The 21,842-nt window shown below is 54.3% G+C and carries 16 protein-coding genes and 1 riboswitch; of the genes, 1 reads left to right on the plus strand and 15 read right to left on the minus strand.

Translation table 11 applies throughout. The annotated features are described in order from the left end of the window. Positions 1 to 193 precede the first annotated feature (193 nt). From mqnC to metA, 3 genes are all read right to left on the minus strand, one after another. Positions 194 to 1,330 carry a cyclic dehypoxanthinyl futalosine synthase gene (gene mqnC, locus IEY53_RS09325; RefSeq protein WP_189024183.1) on the minus strand — a complete coding sequence of 379 codons (1,137 nt, stop codon included), beginning with the start codon at positions 1,328 to 1,330 and terminating at the stop codon, positions 194 to 196. Between the two features lie 288 nt (positions 1,331 to 1,618). Beyond that, a complete protein-coding gene (locus IEY53_RS09330; RefSeq protein WP_189024185.1) occupies positions 1,619 to 2,806 on the minus strand; it encodes an aminotransferase class I/II-fold pyridoxal phosphate-dependent enzyme in 1,188 nt (395 codons plus the stop codon). 54 nt (positions 2,807 to 2,860) lie between these two features. Beyond that, entirely contained in the window at positions 2,861 to 3,778 is a 918-nt protein-coding gene (gene metA / locus IEY53_RS09335; RefSeq protein ID WP_189024187.1) for a homoserine O-acetyltransferase MetA, read from the minus strand. A gap of 117 nt (positions 3,779 to 3,895) precedes the next feature. After that, positions 3,896 to 4,028, minus strand: a riboswitch (SAM riboswitch). 399 nt (positions 4,029 to 4,427) lie between these two features. Between metA and corA the strand changes: the two genes are divergently transcribed. After that, complete coding sequence (gene corA, locus IEY53_RS09340) at positions 4,428 to 5,363, plus strand: magnesium/cobalt transporter CorA (protein ID WP_189024335.1); 936 nt, start codon at positions 4,428 to 4,430, stop codon at positions 5,361 to 5,363. Positions 5,364 to 5,445: 82 nt separating this feature from the next. Here the strand turns inward: corA and IEY53_RS09345 are convergent, their stop codons facing one another. The 12 genes from IEY53_RS09345 to IEY53_RS09400 form a co-directional block, all read right to left on the minus strand. Then, positions 5,446 to 6,462 (minus strand): HRDC domain-containing protein, encoded by a 1,017-nt coding sequence (locus IEY53_RS09345; protein WP_189024190.1) that lies wholly within the window; start codon positions 6,460 to 6,462, stop codon positions 5,446 to 5,448. 222 nt (positions 6,463 to 6,684) lie between these two features. Then, complete coding sequence (locus tag IEY53_RS09350) at positions 6,685 to 7,566, minus strand: ROK family protein (protein ID WP_308424214.1); 882 nt, start codon at positions 7,564 to 7,566, stop codon at positions 6,685 to 6,687. Positions 7,567 to 7,823: 257 nt separating this feature from the next. Beyond that, entirely contained in the window at positions 7,824 to 8,750 is a 927-nt protein-coding gene (locus IEY53_RS09355; RefSeq protein ID WP_189024192.1) for a 5'-3' exonuclease, read from the minus strand. Between the two features lie 51 nt (positions 8,751 to 8,801). Beyond that, a complete protein-coding gene (locus IEY53_RS09360; protein ID WP_189024194.1) occupies positions 8,802 to 9,653 on the minus strand; it encodes a sugar phosphate isomerase/epimerase family protein in 852 nt (283 codons plus the stop codon). Positions 9,654 to 9,675: 22 nt separating this feature from the next. Then, the gene (locus IEY53_RS09365; protein WP_189024196.1) at positions 9,676 to 10,491 is read right to left on the minus strand and encodes a carbohydrate ABC transporter permease; all 816 of its coding nucleotides are present in this window, start codon (positions 10,489 to 10,491) and stop codon (positions 9,676 to 9,678) included. Between the two features lie 33 nt (positions 10,492 to 10,524). Next, positions 10,525 to 11,445 carry a carbohydrate ABC transporter permease gene (locus IEY53_RS09370; RefSeq protein ID WP_229696058.1) on the minus strand — a complete coding sequence of 307 codons (921 nt, stop codon included), beginning with the start codon at positions 11,443 to 11,445 and terminating at the stop codon, positions 10,525 to 10,527. Then, complete coding sequence (locus IEY53_RS09375; RefSeq protein WP_189024198.1) at positions 11,408 to 12,745, minus strand: ABC transporter substrate-binding protein; 1,338 nt, start codon at positions 12,743 to 12,745, stop codon at positions 11,408 to 11,410. Before IEY53_RS09375 ends, IEY53_RS09370 begins: the two co-directional genes overlap by 38 nt. Before the next feature lie 122 nt (positions 12,746 to 12,867). Then, positions 12,868 to 13,665 (minus strand): HAD-IIA family hydrolase, encoded by a 798-nt coding sequence (locus IEY53_RS09380; protein ID WP_308424215.1) that lies wholly within the window; start codon positions 13,663 to 13,665, stop codon positions 12,868 to 12,870. A 206-nt stretch (positions 13,666 to 13,871) separates the two neighbouring features. Beyond that, entirely contained in the window at positions 13,872 to 14,450 is a 579-nt protein-coding gene (locus tag IEY53_RS09385) for a glycerol-3-phosphate responsive antiterminator (RefSeq protein WP_189024202.1), read from the minus strand. A gap of 91 nt (positions 14,451 to 14,541) precedes the next feature. Further along, positions 14,542 to 20,166 carry a glycerophosphodiester phosphodiesterase family protein gene (locus IEY53_RS09390; protein WP_189024204.1) on the minus strand — a complete coding sequence of 1,875 codons (5,625 nt, stop codon included), beginning with the start codon at positions 20,164 to 20,166 and terminating at the stop codon, positions 14,542 to 14,544. Positions 20,167 to 20,417: 251 nt separating this feature from the next. Beyond that, positions 20,418 to 20,783 (minus strand): arsenate reductase family protein, encoded by a 366-nt coding sequence (locus IEY53_RS09395; protein WP_189024206.1) that lies wholly within the window; start codon positions 20,781 to 20,783, stop codon positions 20,418 to 20,420. Positions 20,784 to 20,855: 72 nt separating this feature from the next. Beyond that, positions 20,856 to 21,842 (minus strand): RluA family pseudouridine synthase, encoded by a 987-nt coding sequence (locus tag IEY53_RS09400; protein ID WP_189024208.1) that lies wholly within the window; start codon positions 21,840 to 21,842, stop codon positions 20,856 to 20,858.

Here is a 21,842-nt window from a genome sequence, read left to right on the forward strand (position 1 = left end):
AAGTTTAAAGCGAACCGTCATTGACTTTGAATTTGACCAGACTCCTACAAAAATCAACTCCTTCTCAACGAAGCTTTGTGCGTTTAACAAAGGAAATGGTATACACAGCCACTAGACGACAAAATACGCCTATTACTCTAATCCACAAAGCCGGATTAGAGCGATAGGCGTATAGTTATTATTGCCTTCAAATTTAGTTCTGCATCACAAAATCATTGTCGATCTTCGCATTCGCATCGTCGAACACCCGAAGGATGTCGTAACGCGTGTTGCGCTGCGCAGGGATCTTGCCCGCTTCACGGATCAGCTGGGTGATGGATTCAATGTTGACCTTGTAGGTCGCGCCCGCCGAGGAGACTACATTCTCTTCGATCATCGTGCTGCCAAAGTCGTTGCAGCCGTATTGCAGCGAAAGCTTGCCGACTTCCGGCCCCATGGTTACCCAGGAAGACTGGAAATTCTTGATATTGTCCAGAACAAGACGGCTGATGGCTACGGTCTTGAGGTATTCCTCGGGTGTCTGCCTGTCCAGCTTCAGGTTCGTATTATCCGGCTGGAAGGTCCAGGAAATGAAGGCCAGGAATCCTTCGGAATCGTATTTATTGGCAATGCATTCATCCTGGGCTTCGCGTACACGCAGCAAATGAAGCGCCCGTTCTTCCATGCTCTCGCCAAGACCGATGACCATAGTGGCCGTCGTGTTCATACCAATCTTGTGCGCAGTCTGCATAACGTCCATCCACTCTCGCCAGGAGCCCTTGAGTCTGCTGATCTTCCGGCGGGTCCGGTCATCCAGAATTTCTGCACCGCCGCCAGGCAGCGAGTCCAGTCCGGCAGCATGGATCTCACGTACTACCTGTTCCAGCGGCAAGCCGGATACCTCTACCATTTTCATAATCTCGGCTGGAGAGAAGGAGTGCATGGTAATGTCAGGGAAACGCTGTTTGATCCCGCGCAGCAGATCTGTATAGTAGCTGAAAGGCAGGTTGGGATTGGTCCCGCCCTGCATCAGGATCTCGGTACCGTTCACGGCAATCGTTTCGGAGATTTTCTGGAAAATGGTCTCATCGGGCAGCACATATCCTTCATCCGAACCCGGTCTGCGGTAAAACGCGCAAAAACGGCAGTAAACATCACAGACGTTGGTATAGTTAATATTACGGCCAATTACAAATGTAGCCAGCGGATCGGGATGCCAGCGTTCCATAATCTTGTTGGCGGCAGCGCCCATTTTCTCAATCTCATTGCTCTCAAATAATCTGACGGTGTCTTCGAGCCCAAGGCGTTCTCCCTTCAGTGTTCTTTCCAGGATAAGGTCTATCGCACTCATCGTTCGCAGCCTCCTTAAGTCCATATCTGTATGGATCATCCATAAAATTTGTGTAAGTAAAAATGAATAGATTCGTTCCCTCATCGTAACACAATCGAGACAGCTTGAGAAATATTTGTGTTAGCCGTCTGCCGGCTAGGCCCCGGCAGAAGGGGATTTATTGCAGCAAACAAACAGCACCGCCACATGGCGGTGCTGCCCAGCCCACTCTATTTACGCCAAGGCCTGCCTCAAGTCCGCAGTCCGCTCCGCAGCCGGACAGGTTCGAGCGCTAAAGACCTTGTGCCGTTATCCCCGGTCGCCGTCCCCTTCTTCAAGCTCTCTTCGTGCCGCTTCAAGAGCGTTGCCCAGGTCGGCAATCAGGTCATTCTCATGCTCGATGCCAACGGAGAAACGCAGCAGACGGTCATCCACGCCTACCGCATCGCGGATTTCGGCGGGAATATCGGCATGTGTCTGCACGGCAGGGTAAGTCATCAGCGATTCAACGCCCCCCAGACTCTCCGCGAATGCAATCAGGCGGATGTGCCGGAGCAGCGGCTCCACGTAGCGGGCATCTTTTACTTTAAAGGAAAAGATACCTGTATTTCCAGAAGACTGACGGTTCTGAATCTCATGCCCGGGATGCTCGGGCAGTCCCGGATGGAACACCTCCGCCACGGCCGGATGCCCTTTCAAGTAATGGGCCAATGCCAGCGCATTGCGCTCATGGCGTTCCATGCGCAGCGCCAGGGTCTTCATTCCTCTCATCAGCTGGTAGCTGTCGGTAGGCGACAGCACTGCGCCGATGGAATTATGTAGAATCGCCATTTCGGCCGACAATTCAGCACCTTTGGTAATAATAAGGCCGGCCAGCACATCGTTATGCCCGCCCAGATATTTGGTCGCGCTGTGAATAATGATATCCGCACCTAGCTCCAGCGGCCGCTGGAAAAACGGAGTCAGCAGGGTGTTGTCCACAATGGTCAGCAGCTCATGCCGCTTGGCCCAGGTACAGACCGCCCCGATATCCGTAATCATCATCAGCGGATTCGTCGGCGTTTCGATAAAGACCGCCTTGGTATTTGGACGGCGGGCCGATTCCAGCGCATCCAGATCATTGGTATCCACATAGGAGGCCGTAATGCCGAATTTGGACAAAATCCGTTCCAGCAGCCGGTAAGTTCCGCCATAGAGGTCCAGAGAAACGACCAGATGATCCCCTTGCCCGAACAGGGCAAAGATGGTCTGCAGCGCAGCCATGCCGGAGCTGCAGGCAAACCCTGCATCGCCGGATTCAAGTTCTGCAGCCGCCTCTTCAAGCACCGAACGGGTCGGGCTTTTGGTCCGAATATAGTCAAAGCCGGTGCTTTGTCCCAGCCGCGGATGGCGGAACGCCGTCGCATTATAAATCGGGAAATTCACTGCTCCTGTGGCCGGGTCCTCCTGGGAGCCAATCTGCGCCAGCCTGCTTTCAATCTTAAGTTTCTCTTCCATTCCATTAAGCCTCCTAAATGTGGTGTACTGTACGGTTTGTGCGCTTGCGGTATATTAAATAATCGGACCGATATCGTAAGGTGTCTCTTGGTATACATAGTAATTGAGCCAGTTAGAGAACAATAAGTTGGCATGGGCGCGCCATACGGCCGGCGGGGTACGCTCCGGATCATCGTTAGGGTAGTAGTGCTTCGGCACTGGAACGTCCATTCCTTTGAGCACATCACGGTCATATTCCCACTTCAGCGAGAACGGATCGTATTCCGAGTGCCCTGTCACAAAGATCTGCTTGCCATCCAGTGTCGCCACCAGATAGATTCCGGCTTCTTCAGACTCGGCCAGGATCTGCAGATTGGAGTTCGCTTCAATATCTTCACGGGAAACGTCGGTATGGCGGGAATGCGGTACATGGAACACTTCATCGAAACCGCGCAGCAGCTTAATGTTATTCTGGTTCACCGTATGTGAAAATACACCAAAACATTTCTCGGGCAGCGCAACCTTATTCACGCCAAAGTGATGGTACAGGCCAGCCTGCGCTGCCCAACAGATATGCATGGTTGAAGTCACATTATGTTTGCTCCACTCAAAGATCTCTTGCAGCTCTTCCCAATAGTTGACATCCTCAAATTCCATTTGCTCCACGGGAGCACCGGTGACGATAAGCCCGTCCAAGCGGCGGTGGCTGATCTCATCAAAAGTGGTATAAAAGCTCTTCAGATGCTCCGGTGACGTATTTTTGGAAGTGTGGGAACGGGGATGCAGCAGGACAACATCCACCTGAAGGGGCGAGTTCCCGATTAAACGCAGCAACTGCGTCTCTGTTGTTTCTTTAGTCGGCATCAAGTTAAGAATGGCGATTCTGAGGGGCCGGATATCCTGATGAAACGCTTGGCTCTCATCCATTACAAAAATGTTCTCCCCGGACAATATTTCTTTGGCCGGTAGGCTGTCTGCTATTTTGATCGGCATGCTGTCTCCACTCCTTGTTTGAATTGTAGGTTTCCGCTGGGCGGCACCGGATTATCGGGGTACAAAAAAGACCTTTCTCATCACGAGAAAGGTCATATCTAAAAGTCATATGTGCCCCTCTCATCTGCCAGAAAACTCCCAGGGCCTAAAAGATCCGCCAGGAAAGCTTCCGCAAGAATTAGCACCGTGCGTTCACACGCCGGTTGCCGGGTTTCATCGGGCCAGTCCCTCCACCTGCTCTTGATAAGATTTAGCTGTATTCAATTAAATTTCTTAGAACTTACTTTAAATCATGAACCTCATTTCCGTCAAGTCCATACAATGCCAAGAGAGCTTCAAAATGACAAGAATTTTTCTTGAAAGAGCCCTATCCCGGCGTTATACTAGACAAGGGTTTGATCCCATCAATATAAATTGACAAAAAGAGGTGAGAGGAAATGGAAGGCGACCCGGGTTCGCATTTAAGCGTTACAAAGGAACAACCGCACAGGATTAACATCAGCTTGCCGGCGGGAGCAGCTCTTCTTCATGCCCTCACACCATTATTCGGTTATACACACGGATAGGTTACCCCGGCCAAGCTGATTTTCCTCTGTGCTTGAATAAGCATTTTTCTGGAGAAGACCAGGAAAAAGAAGGAGTGAATCAGATGAAAATCCGCCTGGTAAATGCAGGGGTTTTTACACCTATTGATGATATTAACGAGACACTGGGAGCACCTGCGGAAGGTTTTTACTGGATTGATGCAGATGTCGAGGATCTGGAACTGATCCAGCCGCTGTTCAATCTGCATGATCTTGCTGTTGAAGACTGCCTGAGTGAAGAAGAGCAACGCCCCAAGATTGAGATTTATGAGAGCCATTATTTCATTGTAGTCAACAGTATCCGCTTTGATGATGAGGAGATTTTTCTGCGGGCGCTTAACGTCTTCCTGGGCAGACATTTTATCATTACCGTCACCAAGCAGAAGATTCATGAGCTGCGTGCCCTGAAGCCTATGCTGTGGGAACAGGAAGTCAGCGAACCCGACCGGTTCCTGTATCTGCTCATCGACCTTGTGGTGGACAATTATTTCTCCGTCGGTGACCGGATCGAGGTCCGGATCGAGAAGCTCGAAGAGGATATTCTCATGCACACCAAGAAATCACATCTCAGCGAGATCATCGGTCTGCGCAGTGAAATTCTCTGGCTCAAGAAAATGCTGGGTCCGCAGAAAGAGGTTATCAACACTCTGAACAAAAAAGACCTCCGCCTGATCGACGACCAGCTCCAGAAATATTTCAGCGACATTTACGAGAATGCGGTTAAGATATCCGAAACGTTCGACACGTACCGCGACCTCATGGGCAACTTGCGCGAAGCCTACCAGTCGAGTATTGCCAACCGCGCCAATGAGATCATGAGAGTTTTTACGGCAATTACCACGATATTCATGCCGCTGACTGTTATTACAGGCATTTACGGTATGAACTTTGATCATATGCCCGAGCTTCACACCCCATACGGGTACTACGGCGTCATCGGAGTTATGTTGACTCTGGGCTGTGGAATGCTGTATGTCTTCCGTAAAAAAGAATGGCTATGAATATCATCGGACGAAGGCACAGGACGAAGGACACTGAACCCGCGGGGACAGAATCCTTCGTCTTTTTTAATACTAGTGCCCGCTAAAAGTTCCCGGCCACTCCCAGCTTATCCGCTTGCTCCCGCCGGAACCGGATACGGATCAGGCGCAGGCGCTCATAGTAGAAATCCAGTCCCTCGCTTGCGGAAAAGTTCTCCCCGTACACTTTATGGAACACCGGCTTCAGAAAGAGATCCCCAAGCTCTGCGTAAGCGTTCCAGACAGCCTCCTGCTGCTCTCTCTCCATCGTTACGAGCTCAAGCTCGATAAGCTTCTCAACGGAATAGCCGTCCTTCTCCAGCTCCTCTACTGCTTCAAGCAGTTCGCGGCGCCCGATACCCGTCTGTTCTTTCAGCTGTTCCAGCCCAAGCCCGCCTTCAATCCCTTGCAGCAGCATCCGGTTCAGCCGGAGCCGTTCCAGCTGCTTCTTGTATTTAATCTCCTTCTGCTTATACAGCCAGGAGCTAAACGCGTCTTCGTCGGTCGCCTCACGTACCCATTTCAGCGGAAAATCGTGCTCCCGCGGAGCCGCCGCCGTAATGGCCAGCCAGTCCGGTCCATATTGGGCCGCTTTGGCCTCGCCGATGCCGGGAATTTGCAGCAGCTCTTCGGTCGATTGCGGCAGAAAAGTGCTCAGCAAACGAAGGAGCCTGTTGCTGGCCAGAATATACGGTGCTTTCCGTTCACTTGAAGCTTTCCCCCGGCGCCAGGCGCTAAGTTCCTCGTATACGGCCTCATTGGCATATTGCTCACTGTAATATTGCAGTCTTAACTGCTCCTGATTCCGGCCCGTAAGTCCTTCCTCCTCATGGAATACTCCGTCTATCAAGGGGCGGTAGCCTTCTCCCATCTTGACGGCCAGCTCATGCCTGTAGACACATAACATTTCATTCCAGGAGCCGCCTTCATACCACAAGCAGTCTTCCCCTTCTCCCGCTTCCGCGAAATCACGCCAGCCCAGACGCCACACCCCTTCCTCTTCACCAATCCACAGCTGGGCAAATACCTCCTCAGTGAGCCCCGAAATTCTGGACAACCGGTTCATAAATACAATTTGCATCTTGATCCCTGCCTTTCTCATCTTACAGCAAGCATAGGAAAACGGCTTAGCCGGAGTCGGCATGAGAGGTGTGCACCTCCCTTCTTCCAGCTCCTTGCAGCTTTCGAAAACGCAAAAAGCACCTCTTCCACGATAATCGCGAAAGAGGTGCTCCCTCATATAATGCTATACTGTTAGTTCCTAGAATACCATATATTCCAGAACAGTCAATGCCTTTTTGAACTAAGCTCCATTCAGGGCCAGTGTAGCCAGTCCAAGAGCCCCGGACAGCCCCGCATTGTCGCCCAGCTGCGGCGGCACCACATAATTGCCGATCCCCGCATTCAGCGCCGGATGCTGTACATATCCGCTCAGCAGCTCCTGCAATTTACCATGAATCAGCGGGAACAGCTGGCTTTGCTTCATAACGCCCCCACCCATAACGATCTTCTGCGGTGACAGAATCAGCACATAGTTCATCAGTGCATGCGCAAGATAGTGGGCCTCCATCTCCCAAGCCGGATGATCGGCCGGAAGTTCGCCAGCCGGCTTGCCCCAACGGTTGCCGATGGCGGGTCCGGCAGCAAGGCCTTCCAGGCAGTCGCCATGGTACGGGCAAAAACCTTCGTATGTATCCTCCGGATGGCGGCGCACCAGGATATGCCCCATCTCGGGATGTGACAGCCCATGAATCAGCTTGCCGCCTACGACTGCCCCCGCGCCAATGCCTGTCCCAACAGTGATATACAGGCAGCTGTCCAGCCCCCGGGCCGCGCCCCAGGTATATTCTCCAAGCGCTGCTCCATTCACATCCGTATCAAATCCGATCGGTACATTACACGCAGCCCCTACCGCTCCCACCAGATCAAATTGTCCCCAGTGAGGTTTCGGAGTTGTCGTAATGTACCCGTAGGTAGGACTGCCCGGAACCGGATCAATCGGCCCAAAGGAGCCGATCCCAATCGCTTGTACATCTTGTCCGGCAAAATAGCTCAATACCTGTCCCATCGTTTCTTGCGGGGTAGTCGTCGGAAAGCTGACACGGTCCACTATCGTCCCGTCCTCATGTCCAATTCCGCATACAAATTTGGTTCCCCCTGCTTCAATCGCTCCCAACAATTTCATTACAGCCAGTCCCCCTTCTCCATGTCCAGCAAAAACCTCATTCAGGCCGCTTATAATAAAGCGCTCTCTCATGCCCTATTATAAGTCGGCAAGCGCATTATATCAAGCGGTTGACATACGGCTCAAACCGAAAAAACGGCTCGCTTGACTGAAAGGAACGGCAGAGCCTGATGATACAAAAAAGGCCTCTCTGCCGATATTGGCGGAAGGGAGGCCCTCTTAATAATGTGGCTTCTGATGTTGTGCCTGCTCTTGCCCTAGCCCAGATCCCCAAGCTCGATCTGCACAATCCCGCGCTCATCCTGCACTTCGGATATCAGGTGCATCAGGCTGCCAAATTCCAGCTCCTGAAATTTGCGGGCGGCCGTCTCACGCTGCAATTGCCAGAGACATTCCGTCAGCGTGCAGACCACCGGTACGTCACAGCGGATCTCTGCCAGCTCACGGGACAGATGCAGCATATCCAGGTCAGCTTCAATCTTCGCCCGGACGCCTTTGGGTAGCAGGTGCAGATTCTCGATGACGCCCTCAACCGTACCATGTTCGGTCAGGAGTTTGAGTGCCGTCTTCTCGCCGATGCCCCGAACTCCGGGATAGTTGTCGCTTGTGTCGCCCATGAAGCCCTTCAGGTCGATGACCTGAGCAGGCGTGAGCCCTTTTTCCTCAAACAATGAGGCCGGATCGTAAACCTTGTAATTGGAGCGGCCTTTTTTCATAATAACGACCTTGACGGTATCATTAACCAGCTGCAGCATATCATGGTCCCCGGTCAGAATATAGACCTCGGATTCGCCGCTGTAACAAGTTGCCAATGTTCCGATGCAATCATCCGCCTCGTAGCCCACCAGTCCTACGTTCGGCACGCCGATCTCGGCGACCACATCCTTGACCAGATCAAACTGCGGAATCAGCTCCAGCGGAGGTTCAATCCGGTTGGATTTGTAGCCGTCATACTTCTCCGTACGGAACGTTCCTTTGCCCATATCCCAGCAGCACACCACATGCGAAGGTTCAAACGTGCTTACCGCATCAAAAAAATACTGCAAAAAACCATATACCGCATTCGTCGGCAGTCCCGCCTTCGTCTTGCGGATATATCCTCCATAAGAGGTAGCATAAAAAGCCCGGAACAGCAGAGCCATTCCATCTACGATCAGTACTCGGCCCTTGGTTTCTGCTGTCATGAATGTAACACCCGCTTCATTGATATTCGAACACAAGGTTCTCTATCAAGTCTACCTGATTCCCTTGGCAGGTTCAATGCCAAATGCACCCGCTGATTCCAGGCGCAGACGCTGGAGCTTCCCTGCCGAAGGCAGCAGATCCTCCGGCCTTCGCATCTCCAGCACCCACGCTCCGCCGTAATTGCAGGCGGACAGCCAGGCAACCAGCGCCTCCAGCGGCAGGCTGCCCGTGCCAAGCGCCTTATGCTCATCCTCCCGGCCGCCGTTGTCGCTAAGATGCAGGGCGACCATGCGGGGCATGGCCTGCTGCATCATCAGCAGACAGCGTCCGGTGCCCGTCATGTGGGCATGTCCGGTGTCAAACACCAGGCCCACCCTGTCCGACGCCACCTGCTCCGCCACATCCAGCAAGAACGTCATTTCCGTGCCGAGCAAGCCGGGCAGCGGCGGAACATTCTCGAGGGCAAGTGTCACGTTCGACCCTGCCGTCTGCTCCACCATTCGCTTCAGAAAATGCACTATGCGCTCTTTGGCCCCCGCTTCCTTATCCCCGCTCTCCAGCACCCCTGCATGGAGCACAACAAAACCGCAGCCCAGACGCTCCGCCAGCTGCAGCGTTTTCAGCAACAGCCCCTCAGCGCGTGCGGCCTCCACTTCATCTGCTGCCGCCGGATTGCAGCCCGTAATCGGGGCGTGGAGGCTCCAGCTAATGCCGTGGGCAGCCGCCTTGCCAGTCAGCCATTCCAGCTCCCGCTCCGTCCAATCGAGCAATTCTTCATGCCCGCCCTCGCACATAATTTCAATCCGCTTCCAGCCCGCCTCCGCCAGCAGCTCCACCGCCTGCTTCAGCGGTCTGTCAATAAACGCATAGGTCGATACACCATAGCTTGCAAGTTCAGTCATCCTGACTCCTCCTATACAAGGCTTATTTAATCCCGGAATGCATGAAGCTGTCGATAAATTGCCGCTGGAACACCAGAAAGATCAGCAGGAGCGGAGTAATGACCAGAAGCGTTGCCGCGCTGACCTCGGTCCACTGGACACCAATCTCGAAGGATTGGGCGAAAATGGACAGGCCGACGGTCAGTGGACGGTTTTCCACGGAGTTGGTGACAATCAGCGGCCACAGGAAATTATTCCATTGATAGCTGATGGATACCAGTGCAAAGGCGACATAGGTTGGCCGGGCCAGCGGAAAATAGATTTTCCACAGCACCTGCCATTTGTTGCAGCCTTCAATCAGCGCCGCCTCCTCAAGCTCGCCTGGAATGGTCTTGAACACCTGGCGCAGCAGAAAGATGCCGAAAGCTGAGGCCAGATAGGGCAGCATGATGCCAAGCTTGGTATCCAGCAGCGTAAGCTGCTTCAGCACATTATAGTTCGGAAAAATCAGCACATCGGCCGGAATCATAATCTGCACAAGAAACAACAGAAACACTACACCGCTGAAAGCAAAGGAAACCCGGGCGAAAGCAAACGCCGCCATGCTCGCGGTCAGCATTTGAACGGCAAAAACGCAAACTACGATAATAATCGTGTTGATATAGTATGTGGCAAAAGGCGCTGCGGACCAGACGGTGGCGAAATTGTCCAGCGTAAAGTCCAGGGAAAAGAATCCCGACAGCGCCGCCTGCCGTGGACGAAAAGCGGTGACCGTCATCCAAACAAGCGGAACGAACCAGACGGCAGCCAGCGCAAGCATTAGCAGATTGCCGATCTTCGGCGTGATTTTTGATAACATAGCTTCGCCTTTCCTTCCGGCGGTTGACCGGACTTAATTATAGTGAATCCTTTTATCCAGACCGAAAAACTGGACCGCTGCGATCAACAGCAGCACCGCAATCATCACGACTGTCAGCGCGGACGCCATCCCCTGGTCCCAGAAGCTGAAGGCCGTCTCGTAAATATAGTACAGCAGCAGATTACTGGCATTGTTCGGGCCGCCTTTGGTCATAATCATCAGATGGTCCACCAGTTTAAAGGCATTGGTCAGCGCCACAATACTGACAAATAGTGTAGTCGGCATCAGCAGCGGAAAGGTGATTTTGCGGAACACGGTAAACCGGCTGACTCCATCCACATGGGCAGCTTCATACAGCTCTTTCGAAATATTTTGCAGGCCTGCCAGATAAAAAATCATAAAATAGCCGGCTTCCTTCCACACCACCATGAGAATCATCGCCCACATCACAAGCCCCGGCGTTCCCAGCCAATTTATGCCGCTCCCGCCGAACCAGGAGAATACCCTGCTCATCAGCCCGTATTCCGGCGTATAGATGAACAGCCAGATATTGGCGGCGGCAATCATCGGGATCAGGGTGGGATAAAAGAAGGCGGCCCGCATAAATCCCTTGCCGCGCAGCGCCTTATTGGCAAAAACGGCCATAAGCAGAGCCAGGGCAATTCCGGCAGGAACCGTCCCCAGCGCAAACCATACATTATTGCTCATTACCTTCCGGAAAACCTCGTCTCCAAACATGGTGCGGTAATTCCCCAGGCCCACAAAAGTAGGCTCCGGGGAGGACAAGTCCGCCTGGAACAGGCTCAGCCGCAGCGTAAGAAAGATCGGATAAAACGTAAACAGCAGCAAAAACAATAAAGAAGGCAGCAGCAGCATCCAGGCAAACAGGTTGCTTTTCAGTCGTCCCGCACGCATGTTACTTGTTAAACGGCGCCAGCGCTTGATCCGCTTCATCCTGCGCCTTCTTCAAAGCGTCAGCCGGGGTCATACCGCCAGTGAGTGCAGCCTGGACAGAATCACTCAGAATTTTGACGATTTTCCCGTTGTTGTGGGTCGACAATTCGGCCGCCGCATGCTCGAGCTGGTCACGGGCCACAAGCGCTGCCGGGAAATCGGCGGCATATTTCTTCATCCGATCCGTCTCATACGCAGATTTTTTAACCGCCACATATCCCGTATCGATACTCCACTGGGCAGCACGTTCGGTCTCCGTCATGAATTTGACAAATTTCCAGGCCGCTTCCTGCTTGTTCTTGTCAATATCCTTGAAAATATAGAAGTTGCCGCCGCCGGTTGGACTGCCATATTGTTTGGCCGCCGGCAGGAAGCTGACACCGAAATCAAAGGAGGCATTCTTCTTCACATTGGTCAGATTGCCGGTCGTGTGATACATCATCGCGGTTTTCCCTTCCAGGAAATCGGAAGGCACGGTGCTCCAGTCGGTCACGCCGCCGGGCATGGCCTTATGCTTCGCCGCCAGATCCACCCAATACTGCAGGCCCTCCACATTCTCCGGCGTATTGAACATCACCTTTTTCCCGTCGGGAGTCATCAGGTTCCCGCCGTTTTGCAGGGCGAAGGTCTGGAGCATCCAGTAGGCGTAGCCGGTTACCGGAATCTCCAGCCCCCATTTGCCTCCGCCGGCCAGCTTCACCGCATATTGCTGCATTTCGTCCCAGGTCGCAGGCGCCTTCTCCGGGTCCAGCCCTGCAGCCTTGAACATATCCTTGTTGTAATACAGCACAATAGTGCTGCGCTGGAAAGGAATGCTGTACGTTTTGCCCTCCGTTTGCGAGTTCTCCATGAAAGCCGGATAGAAATCGGACAAATAGCCGTCGCCGCCATCCTTCTCAATGAACTCATCCAGCGGAATAATCGCGTCCATATCCAGCAGGCTGAACAGCTCGGTGGATTGCAGAACCGCTACATCCGGCGGCTGTTTAGCCTGAACGCCCGCCTGGGTCTTGACGGCGGTGTCTGCATAGCTGCCGGTATATACCGGCTTGACTGTAATATTCGGATTCTCCTTCATAAAATCTGCGGTCATCGCTTCAATCGTCGCCGTCAGCGGCCCGCCCACCGCAATCGGATAATAATAGGTAAGCTCGACTTTCTCCCCGTTCCCTGCCGCTGTCGCCGCAAGCTCCACCCCCGCATTGCCTGTTCCATTCCCGCTGCCCGCCGAATTCCCGCAGCCTGTCAGCAGGGACAACCCGAGAGTCGCCGTCAACCCCATCGCATTCCATTTACGCATACCTTTAATCTCCTCCATCTGCTTATTAATGAGCAAGCAGCCTCACTGCCTTTTATCGCAGCTTGTCTACTTACTGTACCAACCGAATTGCTTGCTCCTGTAAGGGCATGGTAAAACGTTTGTTAAATTGCCGGATCGCTGCTTTCCCCCGGCAGCATCTCAGCCAGTGAGGACCAGATATAATCCGGCCGGATCGAATACTGCTCCAGATCCGCTGCGGCCGTAACCCCGGTCAGCACCAGTGCAGTCCGGATTCCATGATTCACACCGAACTGGATGTCCGTATCCATCCGGTCGCCGACCATCAGGCAGCGTTCCGGGGCCATCCCGCTCCATTCCAGTACCTTGGCGGCATAATACGCGGACGGCTTGCCGATAATCTCCGCCACCTGGCTGCAGCTTGCCGCTTCAATCGCCTTGGTCATCGCCCAGGTGTCGGGGATCAGGTCCCCGGCCACCGGGCAGTTCGGGTCGGGATTAGCCGCGATCAGAACCGCGCCACTTAGAACTGCCTTCATCGCACGGTGCAGCTTGTCATAGTTAAATTCCCTGTCCATCCCCACCAGTACATGGGTTGCGGCCAATGGATCGGCCGTAGGCTGGACCCCTCCGGCAATCAGTTCATCCGTCAATGCCTGCTCTCCGGACACAAATACCCGGCATGGAAGGGCCATTTCTTTGAAATACGCGGCAGATACAGAAGCTGCCGTCACAATCTCGTCAGTGTGCGCCGTAAGTCCCAGCAGCCGGAGACGATCCCTGCATTCCTCCCGCGTGCGGATAGTCGTATTGCTGAGGAACAATACCTTTTTGCCTTGCTTCCTTAAATACAGCAGCGTCTCCTGCACACCGGGCAGCAGCCGTTCGCCCAGAAATATGGTGCCGTCCAAATCGAAAAAATACGTCTCATACAAAAGCACATCCGGCAATGAGTAAACAGCCTCCTTAATGGAAACAACACAAAAAACCCTTTATCCAGCACAGGAAAGAGGCATGATGAAACAAGCCGTTTCCATGTGCTGCATAAGGGTTTTCTCTTCGTCTCCGACCCTTAAATATAATTGTAATTGCATGATCTTACCTGTTTACTATACCCGGGACATGTTATCGGCACATTACCGGAATGTTAAGCTTGTGCAAAAGAATGCCACAACGTCCGGTTCCCCATCGATACTGCACTCGCCCCCGCCTGCAATGCCGTCTCGATCTCCTGGTGATCTTTGATCAGTCCGCCCGCTATGATCGGGAGCGAAGTGCTGCTGCGAAGCTCGCTGATGACGCGCGGAATTAATCCCGGCATAATCTCCAGCGCATCCGGCTCGTTCTGGCGCACATTGTGAATGCCATGCTCAAGGGCCGAGGTATCAATCAGGAACAGGCGCTGGATCGCCTGAAGTCCGCATTTTTTGGCTTGCTTGACCATGTGGCTCTTCGTGGAGATAATGCCGGTCGGGCGAATCCGCTCGGCGATATACTTGACCACAATCGGATCACTGCCGAGACCGGTGATAAAATCCACATGCAGGAATACTTTTTTGCCGGCAGCTAAACCTTGCCGCACATATTCTTCAGCTGTAAGCAAATCGCCGATCAGCAGGAACATAATGGTCCAGCCGCTGGCACAGGCCGCCGGCAAATCCTCCGGCTTCCGCACCGCCGGGATGATCACCCTGCTGCCGGTTTCCGTGAACAACCCGTTTCTCATGTTATACAACCTCCCTTCTCCAATTCTTTCTATTGTAGCAACCGATTGTTTGCGCGGGGTTAACAGCAGCCACGCAAATGCCCTCCGGCTATTAATTAATAAAACCCGCCGCCGACAAAAAACGCTGAATCATGACTGCGGACTGCGCCCGGGTGGCATTGGCTCCCGGCAGCAGCTTATCCTTCGTCACACCGTTCACCAGCTGCGCTTGAATAACCAACTCCCAGTCTCCACGGCCCCAGCCAATATCGCCGTTATCCTTAAAGGACTGCAAAGCCTTCTTCTCTCCGGTGCCGGCAGCCGTGTCAAGGCCGAGGTAACGCATCGCTCGGGCCAACATGGCTACCTGCTCGCTGCGGGTTACCGCAAGCCCCGGGCGGAAGCTTCCATCTGCAAAACCATTGATAATACCTGCTTCGGTGGCTGCCTTCACCTCGGAGGCGAACCAGTCCGCCGCACCGACATCCTTCAGGCTGCTGGACGATGCTGTCCCGTCCGCAACGGCCAGCCCGAGTGCACGCACAAGCATCGCCGTAAATTCGGCGCGGGTCACGGAGCGGTCCGCTTCAAAGCTTCCGCTGCCTCCACCTTTGATCAGCAGCTTGTTCGCAAGCTGCTGGACCTGCGCCTGGGCCCAGTGGCCTTGCATATCGGCAAAGCTTTTATCCATCCCGATGACGGTATAGATCCCGCTGCCGTTATGCATCAGCTCCGCTGCCCCGCTCCCGGTGGCAGATACAAAAACACTTGGCACAAAGGTTAAGGTTCCAGTCTTCGGCTCGTAAAGCACCCCGGTCATACGGCTGTTATCCAGCGTTTCACCGAGTTCCATGGAACGGGTGATATAGGCCGTGCCGAAAGGTATGTTTACCGCCGTTTCGCCAGCCACAGCCTGAACGTGAAATTCCATCGCTGCGGTAAGCTGACGCCCACCGGCAAGCGTCACCGCCTGACTCACTTCCGCTGCACTGCCTCCACTCAGCGGACGGACCGTAACACGAATCATCAACTCCGCCGGAGTGGTGTTCAGCTGCGCAGCCAGATTGTCTATTTGGAACAACTTGAGCGGTAAGTGATAGCTTGCTTTCGTATCCTTGCCGGTTGCAATCAATACCGCAGCGTTGTTTTGGCCGGATTGTTGCAGTCCTGCCGCCGGAATCTCCACCGTATGACCGGTGAATCGAACCTCTACCTGCTTCGCGGTCCGGAAGGCCTGTTCGACTACCGCAATATCTACCGTTCCACCAGTTTCTTCTATTACATAGGTGGATTCGCTGTTGCTCGATGGACCTGCATGTCCAATAGTGCCGGGCACAGTATTTACCGGTTCGCTTCCTGCATGTCCATTCCCCCAGCCGCCTGCGTTTCCACCGCCGCCGTTGCCAGGAGCACCGGGGTTACCGGGGTTACCGGGGTTACCGGGGTTACCGGGGTTACCGGGGTTACCGGGGTTACCGGGGTTACCGGGGTTACCAGGATCGCCTGGGTCGGTGCCCTTAACGGCAATTTCAATCGGCTGCGTATACAGGTCATAAGTTCCTCCCTGCTCAATGGAGGCCGAGTGGCGCAGAAGTATATGGGCTGTGCCCGCCTGCTTCGCGGTTATTTCCCCGCCGTTCACCTCAAGCAGTTCCTGCCCGTCCAGAACGACAATCTCCGGGGTCACTTCCTTTTGCTCCCCTTTATAGTTCTCCACCAAAGCTGTCATTGCTTTGCTGTCCTGCGGCTTCATTTCAATGCGCTTTTCCTTGGCACTCACGGATGCAGCCCAGTCAGATGCCCAGAAGGTATAATCGGTGGTCAGCCCGAATGCACCCATTCTGAAATATTTGATCAATTCATCACGGTCATTGAGTGTCCATGGCGAAACTAACAATCCACGGTGCTTGGCCGCCTCCATAAACAGAGGGCCAAGGCCTCTGTAATCTGTGTTGTAGGTCAGATTCAGTTTGGACAATGTCTTGAGTGTATCGCGTAGCGACCCCTCCACATTGTTCTCACTCGCAATATAACCGGTAAGCAGTCCGGCCGGCATCCCTGGCATCAGCTGCGACAACCGTTCCAGCTGCGCCGGATAAAAGGACATGGCGTTGACAATATCCTCTGCATCATGCTCTTTGACCGTCCGCACAAAAGCGGCCACCGCCTCCGGCGTCTGCGTCTTAATCTCGGCATAGACCATTCTCCCCCGCTCACGGGCCAGCTTCAGCTGCTCATCCAGCGTCGGCATTCGTACAAGGGGGAACCCTTCAGGGTAGGTCTTGTTGGCATTATATGTTTTTAATTGCTCAAGCGTATAACTTTCCACCGCCCCTGTTCCGTCCGTCGTGGTTTCCAGCACGGGGGAATGGGAGATAATGAGCTGCCCGTCTTTGGTCAAAAACATATCGTTCTCGATGTAATCGGCCCCGGCATCCAATGCCAGCATATTGCTCTCAATGGTATTTTCCGGGGACACGGAAGGCATCCCCCTGTGCCCGATCATATACACTTTGCGAATCAGCGTCATATCATGGTTGTACACCGCGAGCGCCCCGTAAGCAGCGGATGGCGAGTCTGTCAGCATACCGTTCACTCCCGCGGTGATCAACGTATGCATAGACAAGGTTTTACCGGATGCGGATAGCAACGGGCCCCCGTCACGGCTCCAGACCATGACCGCCAGCTTCTGCAAAAAAGAAACATTGTCCCGCGTAGCTGCGCTTGCCGGCAGCAGGGCAACGCGCGCCTGGCTGGAAGCCGTCTCGCGGCGGATGTCCAGCAGTTCCTCACGTGTCGGGTTCGTCACCGCCGTGAAATCCATGATCCCGCGGATCATCGGATAAGCCGTTCTCGCCCGCTTCACAAGCTCTCCTTTGGCGGACATTACAAATACGTCCTCAATTCCGCGTGAACGCAACTCGTTCACCAGCCTGTCCACCGTCAATTCCTCGCTTACGTAAAAGGCGGGGATCACCTTCCCACCGGTAAGGGCGAGCACTTCGCCAAGGTCGGCGATTTCAGCGCCGCCGCCCGGCCCCGTGATTTTCAGCTCTGGATTGAGATGAAAAATCGCAGTGGCCGGAAGTGCTGTTCCGGCCAGCTTGTCCAGATCATCCGCGTAAACAACCTCGGTCACAACGGTTGGCGCCAGCGATATTTTTGTGGATGGCTCCGTAACCTTGACGAACGGCTCAATCACTTGCACAGGCAACGGCTCCCGCAGCAAAGTCACCCGGATGTTGTCCACATGCATGATGCTGCCATTCGCCTGCAAGCCAATGCCGCCTAGTGCAAGGAAATTGGGCTGAATGGAGTCGATCATCATCTGGTCGCCGACCCACTCCTGCACGCGGTTGCCGTAAGCCTTGATCGTATAATGCAAAGGAACGCCCGGCTGCAGCGGCTCCGAATAAGAGGCTCTATCCATCACATTCCATTGACTGGCCGCTGTACGCTCGGCGAACTCCACCCCATTGGAGAGGGAAGGATCATGGCGGACCGCCATCTGATAATACGGATAGTCCTGCTTTTGAATGCGGAACATCAGCGAGTTCCATCTGGATGAATCGTTGGCCGCTTTCCCGGTCACATCCGCTTCAATTACATAGTCACCGAACAATCCCAGATACTCCGGCAGCAATACACGGGATGGATTATCCGGGGCCTGAGTGGCATCCAGCTCAAAAGCGCCCGCCTTCACGGCTGCTTTGGCTGCTGTAGCCCCCTGCTTCCGGTTCCATCCGGCAGGCAGCGAGCCGTCAGCCAGATCATCGAAGTTTTCTTCGTACAGTACATACTCCTTCTCCTCCGGCTCTTTGGCCACAACGATCAGATCCACCACCGCATCATCCTTACGGCCGGTCAACTTGTGTACACCTTTGCCGCGCACGGAGATGTTCCCGTCTTCCAGGACAAGGCCCTTGCTGTCCGCGGACCATTCCAGCTCGTTCCCCTTTAGCTCGGAAGTGCTGTAATCACTGGACCTCGCTTGGAAGACCAGCTGGTCCAGAGCTATTTGCTCATCCGTCTGCGCCAGAACATAGCCGGTGTCATGCGTCAGCGCCAGCACCTTTGGCCCCGCCGCTGATGGAGTAACCGTCAGAACGGCACTCGCCTCCCCCTGATAATAGACCGCTTTGATTGTTGCTTGGCCCGCCCGGACCGGAACCGGCTTGTTATCAACAATCCGTACAATATTTTCATCCGAGGAATACAGCTTCAACTGCTCGGCAGGAGCGTCTTCAACGATCCCGTCCGAATAGTAAACCGCCCCCGTGACGGTTACGGGTCCGGCCAAAGCCTCTGCGGTATCCGGCATCACCAGCTCCAGCCGCTCGGCGGTGAGTCGCGTAACCCTCAAATTGTCGAAAGAAACGGCTGCCTGGTCTACCTGAAACCCGACTTTTCCCCGTTCCAGCAGATTGGCATCCAGCGTCTTGTCCATCAGCAGAGTGAACTCGGGCTCATCCTTGGCTTTGATATACTCCTTGATGTTATTACCGAACACCCGAACCTTCATGGTGTAGTCTTTCTTCAGCTCAAGTGGAGTCCAGCTCCCGTCCGCAGCTACAACCCAACTGTTATCAGGTTTGCGGTAAGCCAGCTCGTATTTACCGTTCTGCCGGACCGCCATCTGATTATAGGGGGCTTTGCCGTTCGCCGGAACACGGAACATCAGAGATGCCCAGCGCGCGCTGTTCAGCACACTTTCCAGACGGACATCCGCTTCGATCGTGTAGTGGTCCCCCTGAACCGGAGCCGTAATCCTCCCCTGCCTGCCTGCCGCGTTTCCGTCATAAAACAATCTGTGATTAGGCCCATACGTAGCCTCAGTAACACTTTGACCATAAGTAGCTCCGGTTACCGAATAGGTGTCTTGCGTGACAGAGAAGGCCGGGCTGCCCGGATTCACATCCGTAATCCAATCGGGCGGCACAGTGCCTTGCTCATAGGTGTCGAAATTTTCTTCCAAAAGCACCGGGTCTACCTCGCCCGTCACCGGCTGGTCATCGGCCAACCGGATCACGCCGTATCCGGACGTATCATTCCAAAAGCTGGAGGAATGGTAGGCGCTCCAATAAGACGTCTGCTGCTTGGCCGCATCCAGTGCGTCGTAGCGGTCCGTCACCGCGGCCTCCAGCCCGAGCTGCCGGGTCACCTGCGGGTCCAGATTCAGCAAATCCCAAGGGACGGCCAGCTCGGCGCTCCAGCCTTCCGCTGTCTGATGGATCGAGCGCAGCACTTTCTTTTCATCCTTGCCCGCATGGTTGTTCAGGGCCGCTCCGAAACGGAACTCCGGGGTACGGCTGCCCGGCTGAAAAACAAGGCCAATCTGCATGTCGTCCTCGGCAAACGGCGCCGACTGATGTTGTGTGGGATCGAAAAAAAGATTCAGGTTGTCCTGGTCGAACCAGTACCCGGTCCCATTATGAATCGGCGTAAGATCCCCGGCCTGCACTGCAATGTATAAATAAGAGTTGTCCCACAATAATCCGAACCGGTTGTTGCCCGCCGGGTTTCCGCCTGTTTGGGCCGACAGGGGTTCGCTCACATTCCAAAAGCTTTCCTCCAGCTTTCCGTCAATAACGGGCGCAGTCAACGTGCGGCTCACCTGCATTTCCGCCCTTCCCGCTGTCTCCGCCGCAACCGGCGGCGCGAACAGGGAAAGATCGGCCAACCCGGCAAGCAGCGCCAGAATCGTCACCAGATTCAGAAATCTTTTTGCTTGTTTCATCAGTGATTATTACCTCCCCAAAGTTGTATGAAGCGTATACCTCCCGGCACTTGCGGACAACACAAAAAACCCTATCATCCGTCACTGCTAAAACCGTGCCATCTAAGGCCGGTATAAGCGTGGGCGCATATAGGGTTTTCTCCTTGTCTCCTACCCTGCTATTCAGTTGGTATTCTCCCATCTACTTTAAAGCGGGTATATTATCACTGTATCAAATGTAGGTAAACGTATTGTCAATTACCAAAGATATCTCATTTGCCGCCCCAGGCATCCGCATAGGTCTCTTCCTTGAAGCCAACCGTTACGTTCTTTCCGTCACTGACAATGGGGCGTTTGATCAGCATGCCGTTGCTTGCCAGCAACTCCAGCTGCTCCTGTTCGCCAAGCTGCGGCAGCTTGTCCTTCAACCCGAGAGACTTATAGACCTCGCCGCTGGTATTAAAAAATTTCTTCAGCTCAAGCCCGCTGTTCTTCACAAGCGTGCGCAGCTCCTCCACGCCGGGCGGCTGCTCGGCGATATGCTGGAGCTCAAGCTCATGTCCTTGTCCTTGCAGCCACTTCACTGCACTGCGGCAGGTGCTGCATTTGGGATACTGATAGACTTTCAATTGACTCATGACACGATCCTCCATTATATCCTGCTTGTCCATTTCAAACGACGGGGAAAGTCTGGGCCTCCAGCTTCCCTTTCATTGTGCCTCAGCCGCATCCCGCTGCAGCCTCTGCTCCAGCGCTGCCATATCCGGCGGCAGCGGAGCTTCAAACACCAGGCGCTCCGGCTGCACCGGATGCCGTAAGGCCAGGCGCACCGCATGCAGCGCCTGACGCGGCATGGCGGCGTCCAGCGCCGCCACTTCCGCCAGTTGCGCTGCCTGCTGCGGCGCCGGTTCTGCCACGCTGTACAGCGCGTGGCGGTACATTCCATCGCCGACCAGCGGGCAGCCGATGGAGCTCATGTGCACACGAATCTGATGTGTGCGCCCGCTCTCCAGCTTCAGCTCTACGCTGGAAGCGCCCGGGTACACTGCCTTGACCGCATAGCGGGTCAAGGACGGATAACCCTCCGGCGTCACGATCCGCCGGTGCGGCTCTGCCGGATCACGGTCGATGGGGCCATCGATATCACCGTGCGGCTCCGCCGGAACCCCGTGCACAAACGCGGTATAACGTTTGTCGACCGTTCCGGCAATCATCTGCTCGGAGATATGCTGATGGCTGTAAGGATTCTTGGCGATGACCAGCACGCCGGAAGTCTCCTGATCCAGCCGGTGAACGGGCCGGAAGCGGAAGCGTTCCCCGCGGCTGGCCCAATAATGGACAACACCGTTGGCGAGTGTGTCCGTATAATGGCCATGGGTGGGATGCACAATGATGCCGGCCGCCTTGTTGACGACCAGCAGATGTTCATCCTCGAACAGAATCTCAAAGGGGATCGGCTGCGGCAGAATATCCTCGGACACCTCTGTCTCCATACGGATCTCAACCCTGTCTCCGGCACGGACGCGGACGCTGATATAGACCCGTTCTCCATTGACCATTATGCCTTGTTCTGTCATTTTGAGGCGGGACAGCAGCTTGCGCGACACATCCATCCGCTTGTGGAGAATGGTCTTCAGCAGCCATTCATCTTCTTCCGGTGGAACCCTATACGTAATCGGTGCATAATAGCTGTTCAT

It is taken from the genome of Paenibacillus albidus (assembly GCF_014644435.1).
GTDB classification, from domain to species: domain Bacteria; phylum Bacillota; class Bacilli; order Paenibacillales; family Paenibacillaceae; genus Paenibacillus_AQ; species Paenibacillus_AQ albidus.